Here is a 16,549-nt window from a genome sequence, read left to right as displayed (position 1 = left end):
GCCAGAGAGCTGAACGCGCTTGCGGGTGGCCGGGTCACGGTCGTCATCGGCCGCTCCTGGAACCGCGCTGTCCGCCGTGCCGGGGAGTCCCGCTCCCCGGCCTCGTGGCGGCGGGCCCGCCGGGGCGGACTCCGGCGGTCGTCCGGCGCCCGCTCCCATCGGTCTGCCGCCCCGGCTTCCTGAGGGCCTGCGGAGTGCCCGGCCTGCGGGTCGCCCGCATCCGGACCCGCCGGGAGGGCGAGGGAACCTCCTGTTCCGAGGCGGCCCGGGCGTCCCGCTCGCTCCTCAGACAGGAGCGGAGCGACTCGGGGTCAAGACCTTCGTTGCAGGCCTGGTGCAGCAGCCGGGCGAAGACGTACTCGGGGTCGGCGTCGAGGGCGAGCCCGAGGGCGACGCGGGCGGTCGGCTCGTCGCCCAGGGACCAGGCCGTCCAGCCCGCGAGGGTGAGGGGCGCGGCGGCATGCTCCTGGTAGGGCGTGACACAGCGCCGGGCCAGGACGCGCCAGAGCCGCAGGGCGGCGGTCCCCTCCCAGCCCTCCATCCACTCGGCGGCGCGGTCCCGGGTGACCCGGTCCTGCAGACCGAGGACCAGAGCGGCCGCCTCGTCGGTCGTGATCAGGGCGTCGTCGGCCGCGTCGTCGGCGACGGCACCGGTCTGTCGTCCCGGAACGATCGGCCGCACCGGGCTCGCCGTGCTCAGCGCACCCGCCGCACCGGCCTGGGGGCTCTTCGGACCCAGAGCGCCCATAGGGCCCTGCGGGCTCTTCTGGTTCTTCGGGCTCTGTGTGCTCTTCGGGCTGACGAACCGGCGGAGGATCCCGCGGGCGAGACGCAACGTCGCTTCGCGCACCTCTTCCCGTCCCTTCCCTTCGGCGCCCTCGAGGATCCGGGGGACGATCGAGGCGGCGGCCGTGTCGAGGGCGGCCCGCTGCTCCTCGTCGCCGGGTCCGCCACGCGGCTTCAGCCGGGCCTCCATGTCCCGCAGGGAGCCCCGTACCTGCACTCCGGCGTACGCCGCGGCCGCCGCCATCACCGAGGTGCCGTTGAGCGCGAGCGGGGTGCCGTCCGGCGGGCAGCAGCGCTGGTCGGGACAGCAGTACGAGAAGTACAGCCCGTCGGTGATGCAGAGGGCCTCGCAGACGGGGATGTCGAGGGCGCCACAGGCCGTCCGCAGGCGCTGCGCGAAGGGCCGCAGCCGCTCCATGACCCTGCGGCCCGTCTCGCCGGGCGCGGGGTCCTGGCACAGGAAGACGACGATGCCGTCCGGCCGCGTGCCGGATCGGGAGCCGCCCTCGACGAGGCACTCGGCGAGGTGATCGGCGGTGGACGCCCACTCCCGGGGCGAGCGTGGGATCCCGAGCCTGACACGGCCGCCGAAGCGGCCGCGCTCGCCGTGGAGGGCGACCAGGACGACGGAGTCGGTGGGGTGGAAGCCCAGCACGAACGGCAGGGCGTCGGCCAGTTCCGCCGGGCCGCGCAGGGTGATCTGCTGGGTACGGGAGAGTCCACTGGATTCGTGGTGATTCGCGTTCATGGTCAGGACGGTCTCGTGATCTCCCGAAATCCGAAACCCCTGTGGATAACTCCTGGAACGGGGCATCCGTCGACCCATCGAGTTGTCCACAGGTTCGACGGCTCATTCGCACGATGTCCGAGGCATCGGGTTGCATGGGGGTATGACCCAAGCAGCCCCGCTGGAAGACCGCGCCGCCCTCCGAGCCTCCGCCGACGCCGTGCTCGCCCGTCTCGTCTCCGACCCGACCGGCAGGGCCAGACTGCGCGAGGACCAGTGGCGGGCCATCGAGGCCCTGGTCGCCGACCGGCGCCGGGCCCTGGTGGTGCAGCGGACCGGCTGGGGCAAGTCGGCCGTGTACTTCGTGGCGACCTCGCTGCTCCGCGAGCGCGGCAGCGGCCCGACCGTGATCGTCTCCCCCCTGCTCGCGCTGATGCGCAACCAGGTGGAGGCGGCGGCCCGGGCGGGCATCCGTGCCCGGACGATCAACTCCTCGAACACCGAGGAGTGGGAGACGGTCCAGGAGGAAGTGGCCTCCGGCGAGGTGGACGTGCTCCTGGTGAGTCCTGAGCGGCTCAACAACCCCGACTTCCGCGACCAGGTACTGCCGCAGCTGGCCGCCGCCACCGGGCTGCTCGTGGTCGACGAGGCGCACTGCATCTCGGACTGGGGCCACGACTTCCGGCCCGACTACCGCCGGCTGCGGACGATGCTGGCCGACCTGCCCTCCGGTGTTCCGGTGCTGGCGACCACGGCGACGGCGAACGCCCGGGTGACGGCGGACGTGGCCGAGCAGCTCGGCACGGGCGCGGGCACGGACGCCCTCGTCCTGCGCGGGCCCCTCGACCGGGAGAGCCTGAGTCTGGGCGTGGTCAGGCTGCCGGACGCCGCGCACCGGCTGGCCTGGCTCGCCGACCACCTCGGCGAGCTGCCCGGCTCCGGAATCATCTACACGCTGACGGTCGCCGCGGCCGACGAGGTCACCGCCTATCTGCGCCAGTGCGGACACACCGTGTCCTCCTACACGGGTCGGACGGAGAACGCCGACCGGCAGCAGGCGGAGGACGATCTTCAGGCCAACCGGGTCAAGGCGCTCGTGGCGACCTCGGCCCTCGGCATGGGCTTCGACAAGCCGGACCTGGGCTTCGTGGTGCATCTCGGGTCACCGTCCTCCCCCATCGCGTACTACCAGCAGGTCGGCCGGGCCGGGCGAGGGGTGGAGCACGCGGAGGTGCTGCTCCTGCCCGGGCAGGAGGACGAGGCGATCTGGCGCTACTTCGCCTCGGTGGCCTTTCCGCCTGAGGAGCAGGTGCGCCGCACGATCGACGTGCTCGCGCAGGCGGGCCGGCCCTTGTCCCTGCCCGCCCTGGAGCCGCTGGTCGAGCTGCGCAGGACCCGGCTGGAGACCATGCTCAAGGTCCTGGACGTGGACGGCGCGGTGCACCGGGTCAAGGGCGGCTGGGAGAGCACCGGGCAGCCCTGGGTGTACGACACCGAGCGGTACGCCTGGGTGGCGCGGCAGCGGGCGGCCGAGCAGCAGGCGATGCGCGACTACGCGGCGACGACCGGGTGCCGGATGGAGTTCCTGCGGCGCCAGTTGGACGACGAGGAGGCCGCTCCGTGCGGTCGCTGCGACAACTGCGCGGGCGCCCGGTTCGACCCGAAGGTGTCCGAGGCGGCGCTGGACGCCGCCAAGGGGGAGCTGGGACGGCCCGGCGTGGAGGTCGAGCCCCGGAAGATGTGGCCCACCGGACTCGCCGCGGTCGGGGTCGATCTGAAGGGCCGTATTCCGCTCGGGGAGCAGGCGTTCGGCGGCCGGGCCCTGGGGCGGCTCTCGGACATCGGCTGGGGCAACCGGCTGCGTCCGATGCTGGCCGACGGCACGCCGGACGGGCCCGTCCCGGACGATGTGGTGCAGGCGGTGGTGCACGTGCTGGCCGACTGGGCCAAGGGGCCCGGGGGGTGGGCCTCCGGGGCGCCGGACGCGCCGGCCCGGCCCGCCGGCGTGGTCACGGTCGCCTCCCACCGCAAGCCGCGTCTGGTGGGGTCGCTCGGACAGCGGATCGCCGAGATCGGCAGGATGCCCTTCCTCGGGGTGGTGGAGTACGCGCCGGAGGCGGAGGAGCTCCGGCTCTCGCGGACCAACAGCGCCCAGCGGGTCGTCGGTCTGCAGCGGACGCTGACGGTGTCTCCGGAGCTGGCAGGGCGGCTGGCCGGCGCCGGCGGACCGGTTCTCCTCGTGGACGATCTCTCCGACACCGGCTGGACGTTGGCGGTGGCGGCGCGGCTGCTGCGGCGGGCCGGAGCGGAAGGGGTGTTTCCGCTGGTGCTCGCCGTCCAGGGGTGAAACAGGAGAGGAAACGGGGAGTGAACAATGGGCAACTGGGCAGGGATATGAGTGGCATACCGACTCAATCCCGTCAGCGGTCTCAATTGCTCGTTGCCGCTCGCGCACGGGCCCGCAAGAATTGGGAAACCGCCCCGCACGGCCCGTCAGCGGTCCGGAAGGACTGTGCCGTGGTGCGCCCTCACCCGACCTTGCCCGCTCAGCGGGCGCGTATCCGAAGGGAGGACCGTGACCCTCGGATTCGCTCCGCCCACAGCCGCCTCGCTCAGATCGTCGTCCGAGTCCGCCAGCCGCCTCGCTCGGATGCTCGAACCCTCCGAGTGGGCCGCGGCGGGAATTCCCTTGCTGCGCAATCCTCGTGAGGTCGTCAGCGGACTGCACTCGCGCCACGCGCCCACGCCCTCGACGGCGGTCATCGCCGTCCTGGACCACGAGGAACGGCTCGCGGCCAGTGCCTCGTTCGTCCGCCGTCCCGTCGCGGCGGACGGCTGGGAGTTCCGCAACGCGCTCCTCGCGCATCTGCGGCGGGTCATTCCGCATGACCTCCGGAGACGCGCGCCCGTGCGGACCGCGGTCCTGCTGTACTGCCGCGAGGGCGACGAGCGCTGGACGGAGGAGGACGGAGCCTGGATGTGGGGGCTCCGGGACGCCTGCACACTGCACGGGCTCCGCTGCGGCGCGTACATCACGCTGACCGGGGGTGGCTGGCAGGTGCTCGGCGAGGGCCGGGGTGGCCGGCGTCCGAGCTCCGACTCGCTTCCCCTGCCGCTGGGTGACGGGCCGGCCGAACTCGGCCTGCTCACGCCGAGGACCGCGAGCGGCGCGACGGAACCCCTGCGCCGGGCCGCCGCACGCTGACCGCCTGAACCAGGACGGGCCGCCGCGCTCCGACCGCATGGACCAGGACGGGCCGCCGCGCTCTGATCGCGTGGGCCAGGAGAGCCGCCGCACGCTGATCGCGCGGGGCGGCGCAGGGCCCCGGCCGACGCCCCCGCCGGCCCCGGTGGGGTCCGGCGGAGGAGCGCGGTCGGTCAGACGCCGGCGCCTGCTCCGAGGAGCGCCGTGATGCGCTGCGGGTCACCGCAGACGACGAGCAGCGCGCCCGCGCGGGTCATCGCCGACGGAAGGGCCTTGGCGGCCGTCGCCTCGTCGCCGCCGTTGACGGCGACGATCACCACGGGGCGGGCGGCGGCCCGCTCCACGGCGGAGGCCTCGGCGAAGAACACGTCGTCACCGGTGTCCTGTTGGGCCCAGTAGGCGGCCTCGCCGAAGGACAGCTCGTGAGCCGCCCACGGGTGCGGGTCGCCGGTGGTGAGCACCAGGATCTCGCCGGGCGCCCGTCCGCTCTCCAGGAGCAGGTCCAGGGCCTCCTCGGCGGCGTCGAGCGCGCCGTCGACCGGGGCCGGGATCAGCTGGAGCTGCGGAGTGGTTCGCTGGTCGGAACGATTCTCCGGGCGCTCGGCCGGAGACTGTCCGGCACCGGGGTGCGGCGCCGGCGCGGCGGGCCTGGCCGGACCGGGTACGGGGCGTCCGGGACGCGGAGAGGCCGCGGAACGCGGGCCGGGTACGGGACGGGGGGTCGACGCGGTGGCGCGGGGACCCTGGGCGCTCTCGTGAATCTGAGGCTCCTCGGGGATGAGAGGCATGAATGGATGTCTATCAAACGCCGCTGCGCGGAGCACCGGCGGGTGGGCACACATGTGCACCCCGGCCGCGTGGGCGACCCTTCGGCAGGGCCCCGTGACCGGAAGTTCAGAAGTCGAAGCCGAGTTGGCCCCCGCTTTCCAGCGCGGCCGCCTCGGCGGAGAGGCGGACCTTTTTGAGGTGGCGCCACTGGGGCAGCGCGTCCAGGTACGACCAGGAGAGTCGGTGGTACGGGGTGGGCCCCAGCTCTTCGAGCGCCGCCTTGTGGACCGGCGAAGGGTAGCCCGCGTTGGCACCGAAGGCGTATGCCGCGTACCGGTCACCCTCGGCCTCCAGTTCCGCCATGAGGGCGTCCCGCCGGACCTTGGCTATGACGGAGGCGGCCGCGACGGCGATGCAGGACTGGTCGCCCTTGATCACCGTACGGACCTGCCAGGGCCTGCCGAGGTAGTCGTGCTTGCCGTCGAGGATCACCGCGTCGGGCCGTACGGGAAGGCCTTCGAGGGCCCGGACGGCCGCGAGCCGCAGCGCCGCGGTCATGCCGAGTTCGTCGATCTCCTGCGGAGAGGCGTCGCCGAGTGCGTACGCGGTGACCCACCCCTCCAGCTCCGCGGCCAGCGCGTTCCGGCGCTTGGGTGTGAGCAGTTTCGAGTCGGTGAGCCCCTCGGGGGGCCGGCGCAGGCCGGTGACGGCCGCGCACACCGTGACGGGGCCGGCCCACGCCCCGCGTCCGACCTCGTCGACCCCGGCGACGATCTTGGCGCCGGTGGTGGCTCGGAGCGACCGCTCGACAGTGTGGGTGGGAGGTTCGTACGGCATGGCGCCAGACAGGTTACGCCGCCTGATGCCACCCGCGATACCCGGTTTCGCCGCAGACGCCCCGAGGCCCGTCCCGCGACGCCCCGGAGCCCGTCGCCGTCCCGCCCCGGAAGCTCCCGGACCCGCTCAGGCGCGCAGCAGGGGCACCATGATCCGGTCGATCACGGCGGCGATCTCATCGTCCGGCCATTCGCTTCCGCACACCTTGGAGCGGTACATCATCATGGCGGGGACGACGTCGAGGACGAGGTCGTCGATCGCGTCGGCTCGCACCTCTCCGCGCGAGATTCCACGCCGTAGCACGTCCCGGAAGAGACGCTTCGAGGGTTCGATCACGCCCGTCTCGATCAGCCCATGGAAGCGCTCGGCGGACTCGACATCGCATTCGTGAAGCACAGCACGCAGAGCGAAGCCGGGCTTGGAGTACATCACGTCCCGGACCCGGCGGCACAGCTCGTACAGGTCCTCACGCACACGGCCGGTGTCCGGAGCCTCATCGAGCGTCGGCAGTCCGGCCTGGAGGGCGTCCGCGACGAGGTCCTCCTTCGACGACCACCGCCGGTACACCGCGGCTTTGCCCGTCTGCGCTCCGACCGCGACACCCTCCATCGTGAGGCCGTTCCAGCCGATACGGCTCAGCTGGTCGAGTGTGGCCTCCAGGATCGCCCGCTCGAGCACGGGGCCGCGGCGTCGCAGCGCCGCCCCCTCCGGCCGGGCGGCGGCCGTGGAGCGCGAAGTAACCATCAGGATCTCTCCGTTGACGCGATTCGATTCGTCGGCAGTACTCAGTGAACGGTTGCGTTCACTGAGGGGGACTCACTACCGTGGCGAAGAGTGAACGGGGTCGTTCACTAATTCTTCCGTGGGGGATCCATAGTGACAACTTCTCCGGTGGACACACAGACCGAGAACGAGCCGACTCGCGCCGGAGGGCGACCGGGCATCGCCCTGACCGTCATCGCCGCCTGTCAGCTGATGGTCGTCCTCGACGCCACCATCGTGAACATCGCCCTGCCGCACATCCAGGACGCGCTCTCCTTCTCGACGACCGACCTGTCGTGGGTGCTCAGCGCCTACACGCTCACCTTCGGCGGCCTCCTGCTCCTCGGCGGACGTGCCGGCGACATCCTGGGCCGCCGCCGGGTGTTCATGGCCGGCATCCTGCTCTTCACGTTCGCCTCGCTACTCGGCGGCTTCGCCCAGGAGCCCTGGCAACTGCTCGCCGCGCGGGCCCTGCAGGGCGTGGGCGGCGCGATCGCCTCGCCGACCTCGCTCGCACTGATCACCACGACGTTCCCCGAAGGGCCGGAGCGCAACCGGGCGTTCGGCGTGTTCGCCGCGGTCTCCGCCGGTGGCGGCGCGATAGGCCTGCTCGCCGGCGGAGCCCTCACGGAGTGGCTCGACTGGCGCTGGGTCTTCTTCGTCAACGTGCCGATCGGCCTGCTGATCGCCTTCCTCACCCCGCGCTACATCGCCGAGTCCGAGCGCCACCCGGGCCGGTTCGACATCGCGGGCGCCGCGACGTCGACGCTGGGCATGGCGGCGCTGGTCTACGGGTTCATCCGGGCGTCCGAGAAGGGATGGAAGGACGGCCTGACCATCGGCTCCTTCGTCGCGGCGGTGGTCCTCCTCGTGGCCTTCGCCGTGGTGGAGTCACGGGCCGGGGAACCGATCACGCCGCTGCGCATGTTCGCGGACCGCAACCGCTCGGGCACGTACGTCATCATGCTGAGCCTGTCGGCCGCCATGTTCGGCATGTTCTTCTTCATCGTGCTGTGGGTGCAGAACGTCCTGGACTACAGCCCGGTCCAGGCCGGATTCGCCTTCCTTCCGGTGACCGTCGCGATCGGCGTCGGCGCGGGGCTCGCCCAGCGGCTGCTGCCGGTCCTCGGCCCCAAGCCGTTCATGGTGACCGGAGCGACGCTCACCGGCATCGGCCTCTTCTGGCTGACGTTCATCTCGTCGGACAGCAGCTACGTCGGCGGGGTACTCGGCCCGATGGTCGTGTTCGGATCCGGCATGGGCCTCAACTTCGTGACGCTCACGCTCACGGCCGTCTCCGGAGTCGCCCAGCACGAGGCGGGCGCCGCCTCGGGTCTGCTCAACGCCACGCAGCAGGTCGGCGGCTCGCTCGGCCTCTCCATCCTGGTCACCGTCTTCGGCACGGCCGGCCGCGAGGAGAGCGAGAAGCAGCTGCCGGACTTCCTCGCGCACTCGACGCCCGAGGAACAGGCCGAGGCGCTGAAGGCGCACGAGCTGCCCGCGCCCTGGGGCCACGAGGTGCTGACCTCGGGCATCTCCTCGGCCTTCACGGCCGCCGTCGGCATGGTGCTGATCGCGCTGGTCACGGCCGTCCTGGTGATCCGGGTCCGCAAGAGCGACCTGGAGGCGCTGAGCGGCCGCGCCGAGGCCGCGGGGCCGGTGGCCTGATCACCCGCCGATGTCCCCTGGGCCCCGTCGGGGTCCAGGGGACATCGGGCCGTTTCAGGCCATGCGGGACACCACGCCGTTCCAAGCCGTGCGGGATATCACCCCCGTCCCCGGCCGTGCAGGACATCACGCCGTCCCAGGCCGTGCAGGACATCGAGCCGTTTCAGACCGCCCCGTCCGGGACCCACCCCGGAAGCTCCTCGGTCTGCCGCAGCCAGTCCGCCGGCGGCGCACCGGCCGCCGTGGAGGCGACCACGCCTCCGGCGATGGCGCAGGTCGTGTCGACGTCGCCGCCGACCTGCGCGGTCGTCCAGAACACCCGCTCGAAGTCGCCGAGCCCGCGCGCGGCCGACCAGAGCGCGAAGGGGACCGTGTCGTGGGCGCTCGTCCGCCGTCCGCTGCCCAGCACCGCGGCGACCGTGCTCGCGTCTCCGTAGTCGAGCATGTCGCGGGCCCTGCGCAGGCCCGCACCGACCGCGCTGCGCGGCACCAGGGCGATGACCCCGTCGAGCAGCGCCTCGGGCGTGGGCGGTCCGGCAGGGTCGGCGGCGATCGCGGCCGCGGCGGCGACGGCCATGGCTCCCACCACGGCCTCCCGGTGCTGGTGGGTGGTGTACGCCGAGATCTCGGCCTGGTGGGTCGCCTGCTCGGGGTCGTCGGCGTACCAGGCTCCCAGCGGCGCGATCCGCATCGCGGCGCCGTTGCCCCAGGATCCCTGCCCGTTGAAGAGCGCGGCGGCCAGTTCCCGCCAGTCGCCGCCCTCCCGGATGAGCCGGAGCATCCGGTTGACCGCCGGGCCGTAGCCCCGGTCGAAGTCGTGGTGCTGTGCGAAGGACAGGGCCAGGGCGTCCTGGTCGATCCGGGCGTGCTGGACGAGGACGGCCAGGACGGAGCAGGCCATCTCGGTGTCGTCGGTCCACTGCCAGGGGCCGGCGGGCAGCTCGCGCCGCTTCAGCAGGGGGTAGTGGGCGGGTACGAAGAACTGGGAGCCCAGGGCGTCTCCCACGGACAGCCCGCGCAGGCTGGCCAGGGCGCGGTCGAAGCGCCGGTCGGGTGAGGAGTCAGCGGTCATCGGTCTGCCACTCTATCCGGTGGGGCCGTACGGTTCCGGGGTACGCCAGCGTTCGAACGGCCGGTCCAGGCGGTATCGGCCGTCCTCCCCGAGCAGGAGCATGCGGGTCTCGGCGTTGCCGGGGTTCGACAGCGACTCGAAGTCCGCGACGGTCCAGTGGAACCAGCGCATGCAGAACAGCCGCATGGTCAGCCCGTGGGTGACGAGCAGGACGTTGGGCGGATGGTCGGGCGCCTCGAAGCTGCGGTACAGGCTCTCCAGGAAGGCACCGACGCGGTCGTAGACGTCGGCACCGGACTCGCCCTGCGCGAAGCGGTAGAAGAAGTGCCCGTACGCGTCCCGGTAGGCCTTCTGCAGGCGTACGTCCTCCCGTTCCTGCCAGTTGCCCCAGTCCTGCTCCCGCAGCCTCGGCTCCTCCCGCACCCGGACCTGCTCCGCGGGGAGCCGGAAGGCCCGGAGGGTCTCGTGGGTGCGGCGGTACGGCGAGACGTAGACGCTGACCGGCTCCTCCCCGAAGAGCTCCCGCAGCCGCTCCCCCGTCTCCTCCGCCTGCCGCCACCCGGTCTCGGTCAGCCTCAGGGCGTGGTCGGGCTCCCGTTCGTACACCGTGTCATCGACATTGCCCTCGGACTCTCCGTGCCGTACGAGGACGATGCGCCGCGGTCTTGCCATACCCCGACCCTAGATCGCCCCTCTCCGGCAGGCGCAGCCGAGGTGGTGCCCGGAGTCCATCCGGGGTAGGCGCCCGGCCCGGTGGGACGTCGGCGGGCTCAGACCGTCCAGGTCGGTTCGAGCTGCACCACGTCCCCGTTCAGGGCCGCCACGTCGGCCGCGGTACGGGCCCGCAGCCCGAGCCGCTCCACGCGCTCGACCCGGTACTTTCCGTGCTCGGCGGCGGACTGCCACATCGAGAGCACCAGGAACTCACTGCCGGGCGCCTCGCCGAACAGGCCCCGCAGCATGCCGGGCGACCCGGCCATGGCCGGGTTCCACACCTTCTCCTGCATGAGCGCGAAGTGCTCGGCGCGGTCCTCGTGGACCCGGCAGTGCGCCACCCGCGCCACGTCGGCGTCGGCGAAGCGCGGCTCGAAGCCGGTCTTCACGTCGAAGCGGTGGTCGAAGAGCTTGACCTGGATGTCCTTGAACGTGCCCACCTGCGCGGCCGCCAGACGATCGTGCGACCGCGCCATGAACGAGTCGTAGAAGGCCCGGCTCTCCCAGAACGCGAAGACATGGGCGACGTCCGGGCGACCCCGGCTCCACCCGCCGCCCTGTCCCCGGAATCCCGGCTCACCGAGCAGCCCCGCCCATTTCCGCTGTCCCCGCTCGAACCCTCGACGGTCCACCACGGTGCAGCGAATCCACTTGACCAGCACCGCGCCATCGTACGGGCCCGGAGAGCGCCCCGGCAGACCCCGTCAGACTCCCGCCGCGTGCACGCGTTCCAGTCCCGCGCGCTCCTCGGCGTCCAGTTCGATCCCGAACTCGGCCTCCAGCGTCGCGGCCAACTCGTCGGCCGTCACGATCCGTTCCTCGACGGATCCGTCCGCGCGCACGAGCGAGAGCGTCTCGCGCAGCAGTGATCTCCGCACGTCCATGCCCGGCCTCTGGGCCACGACCTGGCCGAGGAAACGTGACTGCGGATGGCTGGAGCTGTAGTGGTTCAGGACGGTGAAGTCACCGGGCTGGTACGTCTGCGGCGAGAACGCGTACACGTCCATCCAGCCCGTCGCCCGCAATGAGCGCAGCACATGGATGCCGTCGTCCTCGACGCCGATGCCGAACGTCCAGCCGTCCTGCTCCACCCGCACGCCGTCCCGGAGCGGCACGGGCTCCAGCGGCCCCTGCCAGCCGAACCCGACGTCGGCGAGCCACTGTTCGCCCTCGACCGTCACCACGAGGAGCGCGTGGGTGACCGGCGGAAGCGCCGCACCCCGCGAGCGGTTGCGCGCGCCGCGGCCCGCCACGTGGAAACCGATCCGTTCGAGGGCCGCCGCCAAGAGGGAGTTCTGCTCGTAGCAGTAGCCTCCCCGGCGCCGCTCGACGAGCTTGGCCTGAAGGCTCTTCAGGTCCAGGGGTATCGGCCTTCCCAGGGCGACGTCGAGATTCTCGAAGGGAATGGCCGAGGCGTGCGCCCGATGAAGGGCCGTCAAGGTCCGCAGATCAGGGGCGAGTTCTCCGTCCCGCTCGATGTCGTATCCGATTCTGGCCAGATATGCGTCGAGATCCAGCTCGTCACCGCTCCACAAACCGCTCTCCCCCTCAAGCGCCGGGTCCTCTGTCGTAGGCACATGACACCATGAGCAATCGGCCCACGACCAAGGGCTTTTGAACGGGGCGACGGTACGAGGCGAGGCGCGCGCGGGGGCGCGCGCGGAGAGGGGAAGCACCATGAGCGGACTCAACAAAGGGGTGGGACGCGTCGAGGTCACGCTCAAGTGGGACCCCGCGCCGACCGGCATGCCGGCCCACGACCTGGATCTGGTCGCCGGGGTCTTCCCCACGGGGGATCCGTACGGCGCGCCGGCCCACCTGGTGCACTTCGGCAGCCGCTCCCCGGACGGCACGATCACGCTCCACCGCGACAGTCGCACGGGCCAGGGATTCGGCTATGACGAGGCCATGACGCTGGAACTGGACCGGCTGGACCCGCGGTACGCGCGGGTGGTGGTGGGCGTGGCCATACAGCAGGGCGGCGGGCGGCTGACCTTCGGCGACATAGCGAACACGGGCATACGGGTCCGCGAGGGCTACACCGACCTGCTGACCCACGACTTCGCGGACGTCCCCGGGGCCCGTTCGGCGACGGTCGTGGAGTTCACCCGCGACGGAGCGGACGGCTGGTCGTACCGCTCGATCAGCCGCGGCTTCGACGCCGACCCGCAGACCTTCGGCACGCTCCTGGGCTCCGCGCCGGCCTGAACCCGGCGCAGGCGAAAAGGGGCGCCGACCGGTGGTCGGCGCCCCCTCACAGGCGATCTGACGGGCGATCCGGTGCGCTCAGCGACTTCCGCCGCTCAGCGCACCGGCCGGCGTCAGCTGCAGCCGCTGGTCGAGCCGCAGCCCTCGCAGATGTAGCAGGAGCCGGCCCGCTGCATCTTCGTGCCGCAGGAGAAGCAGAGCGGGGCGTCGGCGCTGATGCCGAGCTGCATCTCGACGAGCTCCGCGGAGGTGTGGGCCTGCTTCGGGGCCGGGACCTCGACCTTCGCCACAGGGGCGGCCACGGCCTTCAGCTCGTGGCTGACGGGGGCGGACTGGGCCAGGCCCTCGACGTCGACCTCGTCCTCGGCGGGCTCGTACGAACCCGTCTCCAGGTGGCGCTGACGCTCCTCGGCCGAGTGGATGCCGAGGGCGGAGCGGGTCTCGAAGGGCAGGAAGTCCAGCGCCAGTCGGCGGAAGATGTAGTCGACGATCGACTGCGCCATCCGCACGTCCGGGTCGTCCGTCATGCCGGCCGGCTCGAAGCGCATGTTGGTGAACTTCGAGACGTAGGTCTCCAGCGGGACGCCGTACTGCAGGCCGACGGAGACGGCGATGGAGAAGGCGTCCATCATGCCGGCGAGGGTGGAGCCCTGCTTGGACATCTTCAGGAAGACCTCGCCGAGACCGTCGTCCGGGTAGGAGTTGGCGGTCATGTAGCCCTCGGCGCCGCCGACGGTGAAGGAGGTGGTGATCCCCGGGCGGCCCTTGGGCAGGCGCTTGCGGACCGGACGGTACTCGACGACCTTCTCGACGGCCTCGCGGATCGTCGCCTCGGACTTCGCGGTGACCTCGGCCTTCTCCTCCTCCTTCTTCTTGGCGGAGAGCGGCTGGCCGACCTTGCAGTTGTCGCGGTAGATCGCGAGCGCCTTGACGCCCATCTTCCAGGCCTCGAAGTAGACCTCCTCGACGTCCTCGACCGTGGCCGTCTCCGGCAGGTTCACGGTCTTGGAGAGAGCGCCCGAGATCCACGGCTGGATGGCGGCCATCATGCGGACGTGGCCCATCGCGGAGATGGAGCGCTCGCCCATGGCGCAGTCGAAGACCTCGTAGTGCTCGGTCTTCAGGCCGGGGGCGTCGATCACGTTGCCGTGCTCGGCGATGTGGGCGACGATCGCCTCGATCTGCTCCTCCTGGTAGCCCAGGCGGCGCAGGGCCTGCGGGACGGTGCCGTTGACGATCTGCATCGAGCCGCCGCCGACGAGCTTCTTGAACTTGACCAGGGCGAGGTCGGGCTCGAGGCCGGTGGTGTCGCAGGACATCGCGAGACCGATGGTGCCGGTCGGGGCGATGACCGAGGCCTGGGCGTTGCGGAAGCCGTTCTTGGCGCCGAGGCGGATCACGTCCTGCCAGGCCTCCGTGGCGGCGGCCCAGATCGGCGAGTCCAGGTCGTCCATGCGGACGGCCTTGGTGTTCTCGTCGGCGTGCTGCCGCATGACGCGCTGGTGCGGCTCGGCGTTGAGGGCGTAACCGTCGTACGGGCCGACGACCGCGGCGAGCTCGGCGGAGCGCTTGTACGAGGTGCCGGTCATCAGGGAGGTGATGGCGCCGGCGAGGGCGCGGCCGCCGTCGGAGTCGTACGCGTGGCCGGTCGCCATCAGCAGGGCGCCGAGGTTGGCGTAGCCGATGCCGAGCTGGCGGTAGGCGCGGGTGTTCTCGCCGATCTTCTGGGTGGGGAAGTCGGCGAAGCAGATGGAGATGTCCATCGCGGTGATGACGAGCTCGACGACCTTGGCGAAGCGCTCGACGTCGAAGGACTGGTTGCCCTTGCCGTCGTCCTTGAGGAACTTCATCAGGTTCAGCGAGGCGAGGTTGCAGGACGTGTTGTCCAGGTGCATGTACTCGCTGCACGGGTTCGAGCCGTTGATGCGGCCGGACTCGGGGCAGGTGTGCCAGTGGTTGATCGTGTCGTCGTACTGGATGCCCGGGTCGGCACAGGCCCACGCGGCCTCGGCCATCTTGCGGAAGAGCGCCTTGGCGTCGACCTCCTCGATGACCTCGCCGGTCATGCGCGAGGTGAGGCCGAACTTCCCGCCGGACTCGACGGCCTTCATGAACGTGTCGTTCACGCGGACGGAGTTGTTGGCGTTCTGGTACTGGACGGACGTGATGTCGTCGCCGCCCAGGTCCATGTCGAAGCCCGCGTCGCGGAGGGCGCGGATCTTCTCCTCCTCCTTGACCTTGGTCTCGATGAAGTCCTCGATGTCGGGGTGGTCGACGTCGAGGATGACCATCTTGGCCGCGCGGCGGGTGGCGCCGCCCGACTTGATCGTTCCCGCGGAGGCGTCGGCGCCGCGCATGAAGGAGACCGGGCCGGAGGCGTTGCCGCCGGAGGAGAGCAGCTCCTTGGAGGAGCGGATACGGGAGAGGTTCAGGCCGGCGCCGGAGCCGCCCTTGAAGATCATGCCCTCTTCCTTGTACCAGTCGAGGATGGACTCCATGGAGTCGTCGACGGACAGGATGAAGCAGGCGGAGACCTGCTGCGGCTGGGGCGTGCCGACGTTGAACCAGACCGGCGAGTTGAAGCTGAAGATCTGGTGCAGGAGGGCGTAGGCCAGCTCGTGCTCGAAGATCTCGGCGTCGGCGGGCGAGGCGAAGTAGCCGTAGTCCTCGCCGGCCTTCGTGTACGTCTTCACGATCCGGTCGATGAGCTGCTTGAGACCGGTCTCGCGCTGCGGGGCGCCGACCGCACCGCGGAAGTACTTGCTGGTGACGATGTTGACCGCGTTCACCGACCAGAAGTCGGGGAACTCGACGCCACGCTGCTCGAAGTTGATCGAGCCGTCGCGCCAGTTGGTCATGACGACGTCACGGCGCTCCCAGGCCACCTCGTCGTACGGATGCACGCCGGGGGTGGTGTGGATGCGCTCGATACGCAGGCCCTTGCTCGCCGACTTGGCTCCCTTGGTGCGGGAACCACGTGCCGGGCCGCTCGCCGTCTCTGTCATGCCGCCTCCCATATACGGGCAAAACACACTTTGGCACCCAGATAGTCCCAGGGCACCGTCTTCTGTACGTCGTTCTGTACTGCTGCCACAGGGACCACAGAGGGTCGCCCGGGGCACGTCTGCCGGGCCGCACGGCGGCCGGTCGCCGGGCCGTCGAACGGCCCGGTCCGCCGATCAGTCGGCGGCGGTGGCGGGAACGGGGACCTCAGGGGTCGCACCGGTCCCGCGGTTCTCAGCGGGAGGCCGCACGCGGAGCTCCGCGATGGCGGCCTCGAAGTCTTCGAGGCTGTCGAAAGCCTTGTACACGGACGCGAAGCGCAGGTAGGCGACGAGGTCGAGCTCCTGCAAGGGGCCGAGGATGGCCAGGCCCACGTCATGGGTGGTCAGCTCGGCGCTTCCGGTGGCGCGCACCGCCTCCTCGACCCGCTGGCCGAGCTTGGCGAGGGCGTCCTCGGTGACCGGTCGCCCCTGGCACGCCTTGCGCACGCCGGAGATGACCTTGGTACGGCTGAAGGGCTCGGTGACGCCGGAGCGCTTCACCACCATGAGCGAGCACGTCTCCACCGTCGTGAAACGACGGGAGCAGTCGGGGCACTGGCGGCGGCGTCGGATCGACGTCCCGTCGTCGGTGGTGCGACTGTCGACGACACGGCTGTCGGGGTGCCTGCAGAAGGGGCAGTGCATAGGTTCCGACCCTCCTCACGGCACGACTGACGAGCCTCGCCCGGCCCGTCAAGGCCCTGCGAAGCGACCACCAGCATAGGCGATGCGGGCATCCCCGGCGGACCGAGGACCAC

14 protein-coding genes are annotated in these 16,549 nt (G+C 71.3%); 4 read left to right on the top strand and 10 right to left on the bottom strand.

Translation table 11 applies throughout. The features are described 5' to 3' along the window. Positions 1–43: 43 nt before the first annotated feature. Positions 44–1,534 carry a DUF4192 domain-containing protein gene (locus tag SVTN_RS28125; protein ID WP_041131618.1) on the bottom strand — a complete coding sequence of 497 codons (1,491 nt, stop codon included), beginning with the start codon at positions 1,532–1,534 and terminating at the stop codon, positions 44–46. 142 nt (positions 1,535–1,676) lie between these two features. Between SVTN_RS28125 and SVTN_RS28120 the strand changes: the two genes are divergently transcribed. Both SVTN_RS28120 and SVTN_RS28115 read left to right on the top strand, forming a co-directional pair. After that, entirely contained in the window at positions 1,677–3,860 is a 2,184-nt protein-coding gene (locus tag SVTN_RS28120) for a RecQ family ATP-dependent DNA helicase (protein WP_041131617.1), read from the top strand. Between the two features lie 228 nt (positions 3,861–4,088). Then, complete coding sequence (locus tag SVTN_RS28115) at positions 4,089–4,718, top strand: hypothetical protein (RefSeq protein WP_041131616.1); 630 nt, start codon at positions 4,089–4,091, stop codon at positions 4,716–4,718. Positions 4,719–4,891: 173 nt separating this feature from the next. Here SVTN_RS28115 and SVTN_RS28110 read toward each other — a convergent pair whose 3' ends face one another. From SVTN_RS28110 to SVTN_RS28100, 3 genes are all read right to left on the bottom strand, one after another. After that, complete coding sequence (locus SVTN_RS28110) at positions 4,892–5,506, bottom strand: hypothetical protein (RefSeq protein WP_041131615.1); 615 nt, start codon at positions 5,504–5,506, stop codon at positions 4,892–4,894. 106 nt (positions 5,507–5,612) lie between these two features. Then, complete coding sequence (locus tag SVTN_RS28105; RefSeq protein WP_041131614.1) at positions 5,613–6,323, bottom strand: ribonuclease HII; 711 nt, start codon at positions 6,321–6,323, stop codon at positions 5,613–5,615. A 126-nt stretch (positions 6,324–6,449) separates the two neighbouring features. Then, positions 6,450–7,067, bottom strand: coding sequence for a TetR/AcrR family transcriptional regulator (locus SVTN_RS28100; protein WP_041131613.1), 618 nt, complete (start codon positions 7,065–7,067; stop codon positions 6,450–6,452). 132 nt (positions 7,068–7,199) lie between these two features. Between SVTN_RS28100 and SVTN_RS28095 the strand changes: the two genes are divergently transcribed. After that, positions 7,200–8,753 (top strand): MFS transporter, encoded by a 1,554-nt coding sequence (locus tag SVTN_RS28095; protein WP_041131612.1) that lies wholly within the window; start codon positions 7,200–7,202, stop codon positions 8,751–8,753. Between the two features lie 163 nt (positions 8,754–8,916). On the opposite strand, the gene SVTN_RS28090 is transcribed toward SVTN_RS28095, so the two are convergent. From SVTN_RS28090 to SVTN_RS28075, 4 genes are all read right to left on the bottom strand, one after another. Then, complete coding sequence (locus tag SVTN_RS28090; RefSeq protein WP_041131611.1) at positions 8,917–9,825, bottom strand: ADP-ribosylglycohydrolase family protein; 909 nt, start codon at positions 9,823–9,825, stop codon at positions 8,917–8,919. Between the two features lie 12 nt (positions 9,826–9,837). Further along, positions 9,838–10,497, bottom strand: coding sequence for a histidine phosphatase family protein (locus SVTN_RS28085; protein WP_041131610.1), 660 nt, complete (start codon positions 10,495–10,497; stop codon positions 9,838–9,840). Between the two features lie 98 nt (positions 10,498–10,595). After that, a complete protein-coding gene (locus SVTN_RS28080; protein ID WP_041131609.1) occupies positions 10,596–11,201 on the bottom strand; it encodes a YdbC family protein in 606 nt (201 codons plus the stop codon). A gap of 42 nt (positions 11,202–11,243) precedes the next feature. After that, positions 11,244–12,218 carry an arylamine N-acetyltransferase family protein gene (locus SVTN_RS28075; RefSeq protein ID WP_078908523.1) on the bottom strand — a complete coding sequence of 325 codons (975 nt, stop codon included), beginning with the start codon at positions 12,216–12,218 and terminating at the stop codon, positions 11,244–11,246. Here SVTN_RS28075 and SVTN_RS28070 point away from each other — a divergent pair. Beyond that, positions 12,217–12,747 carry a TerD family protein gene (locus SVTN_RS28070; RefSeq protein ID WP_041131607.1) on the top strand — a complete coding sequence of 177 codons (531 nt, stop codon included), beginning with the start codon at positions 12,217–12,219 and terminating at the stop codon, positions 12,745–12,747. The two genes, SVTN_RS28075 and SVTN_RS28070, sit on opposite strands and share 2 nt — an antisense overlap. Before the next feature lie 113 nt (positions 12,748–12,860). Here the strand turns inward: SVTN_RS28070 and SVTN_RS28065 are convergent, their stop codons facing one another. Together SVTN_RS28065 and nrdR are read right to left on the bottom strand one after the other, a co-directional pair. Then, positions 12,861–15,752, bottom strand: a complete 2,892-nt coding sequence (locus tag SVTN_RS28065; protein ID WP_041131606.1) for a vitamin B12-dependent ribonucleotide reductase — start codon at positions 15,750–15,752, stop codon at positions 12,861–12,863. 174 nt (positions 15,753–15,926) lie between these two features. Further along, positions 15,927–16,436, bottom strand: a complete 510-nt coding sequence (gene nrdR, locus SVTN_RS28060) for a transcriptional regulator NrdR (protein ID WP_030325324.1) — start codon at positions 16,434–16,436, stop codon at positions 15,927–15,929. Positions 16,437–16,549 lie beyond the last annotated feature (113 nt).

The sequence above is a fragment of the Streptomyces vietnamensis genome (genome assembly GCF_000830005.1).
GTDB lineage: Bacteria > Actinomycetota > Actinomycetes > Streptomycetales > Streptomycetaceae > Streptomyces > Streptomyces vietnamensis.
This window is presented reverse-complemented; position numbering and strand designations above follow the sequence as displayed.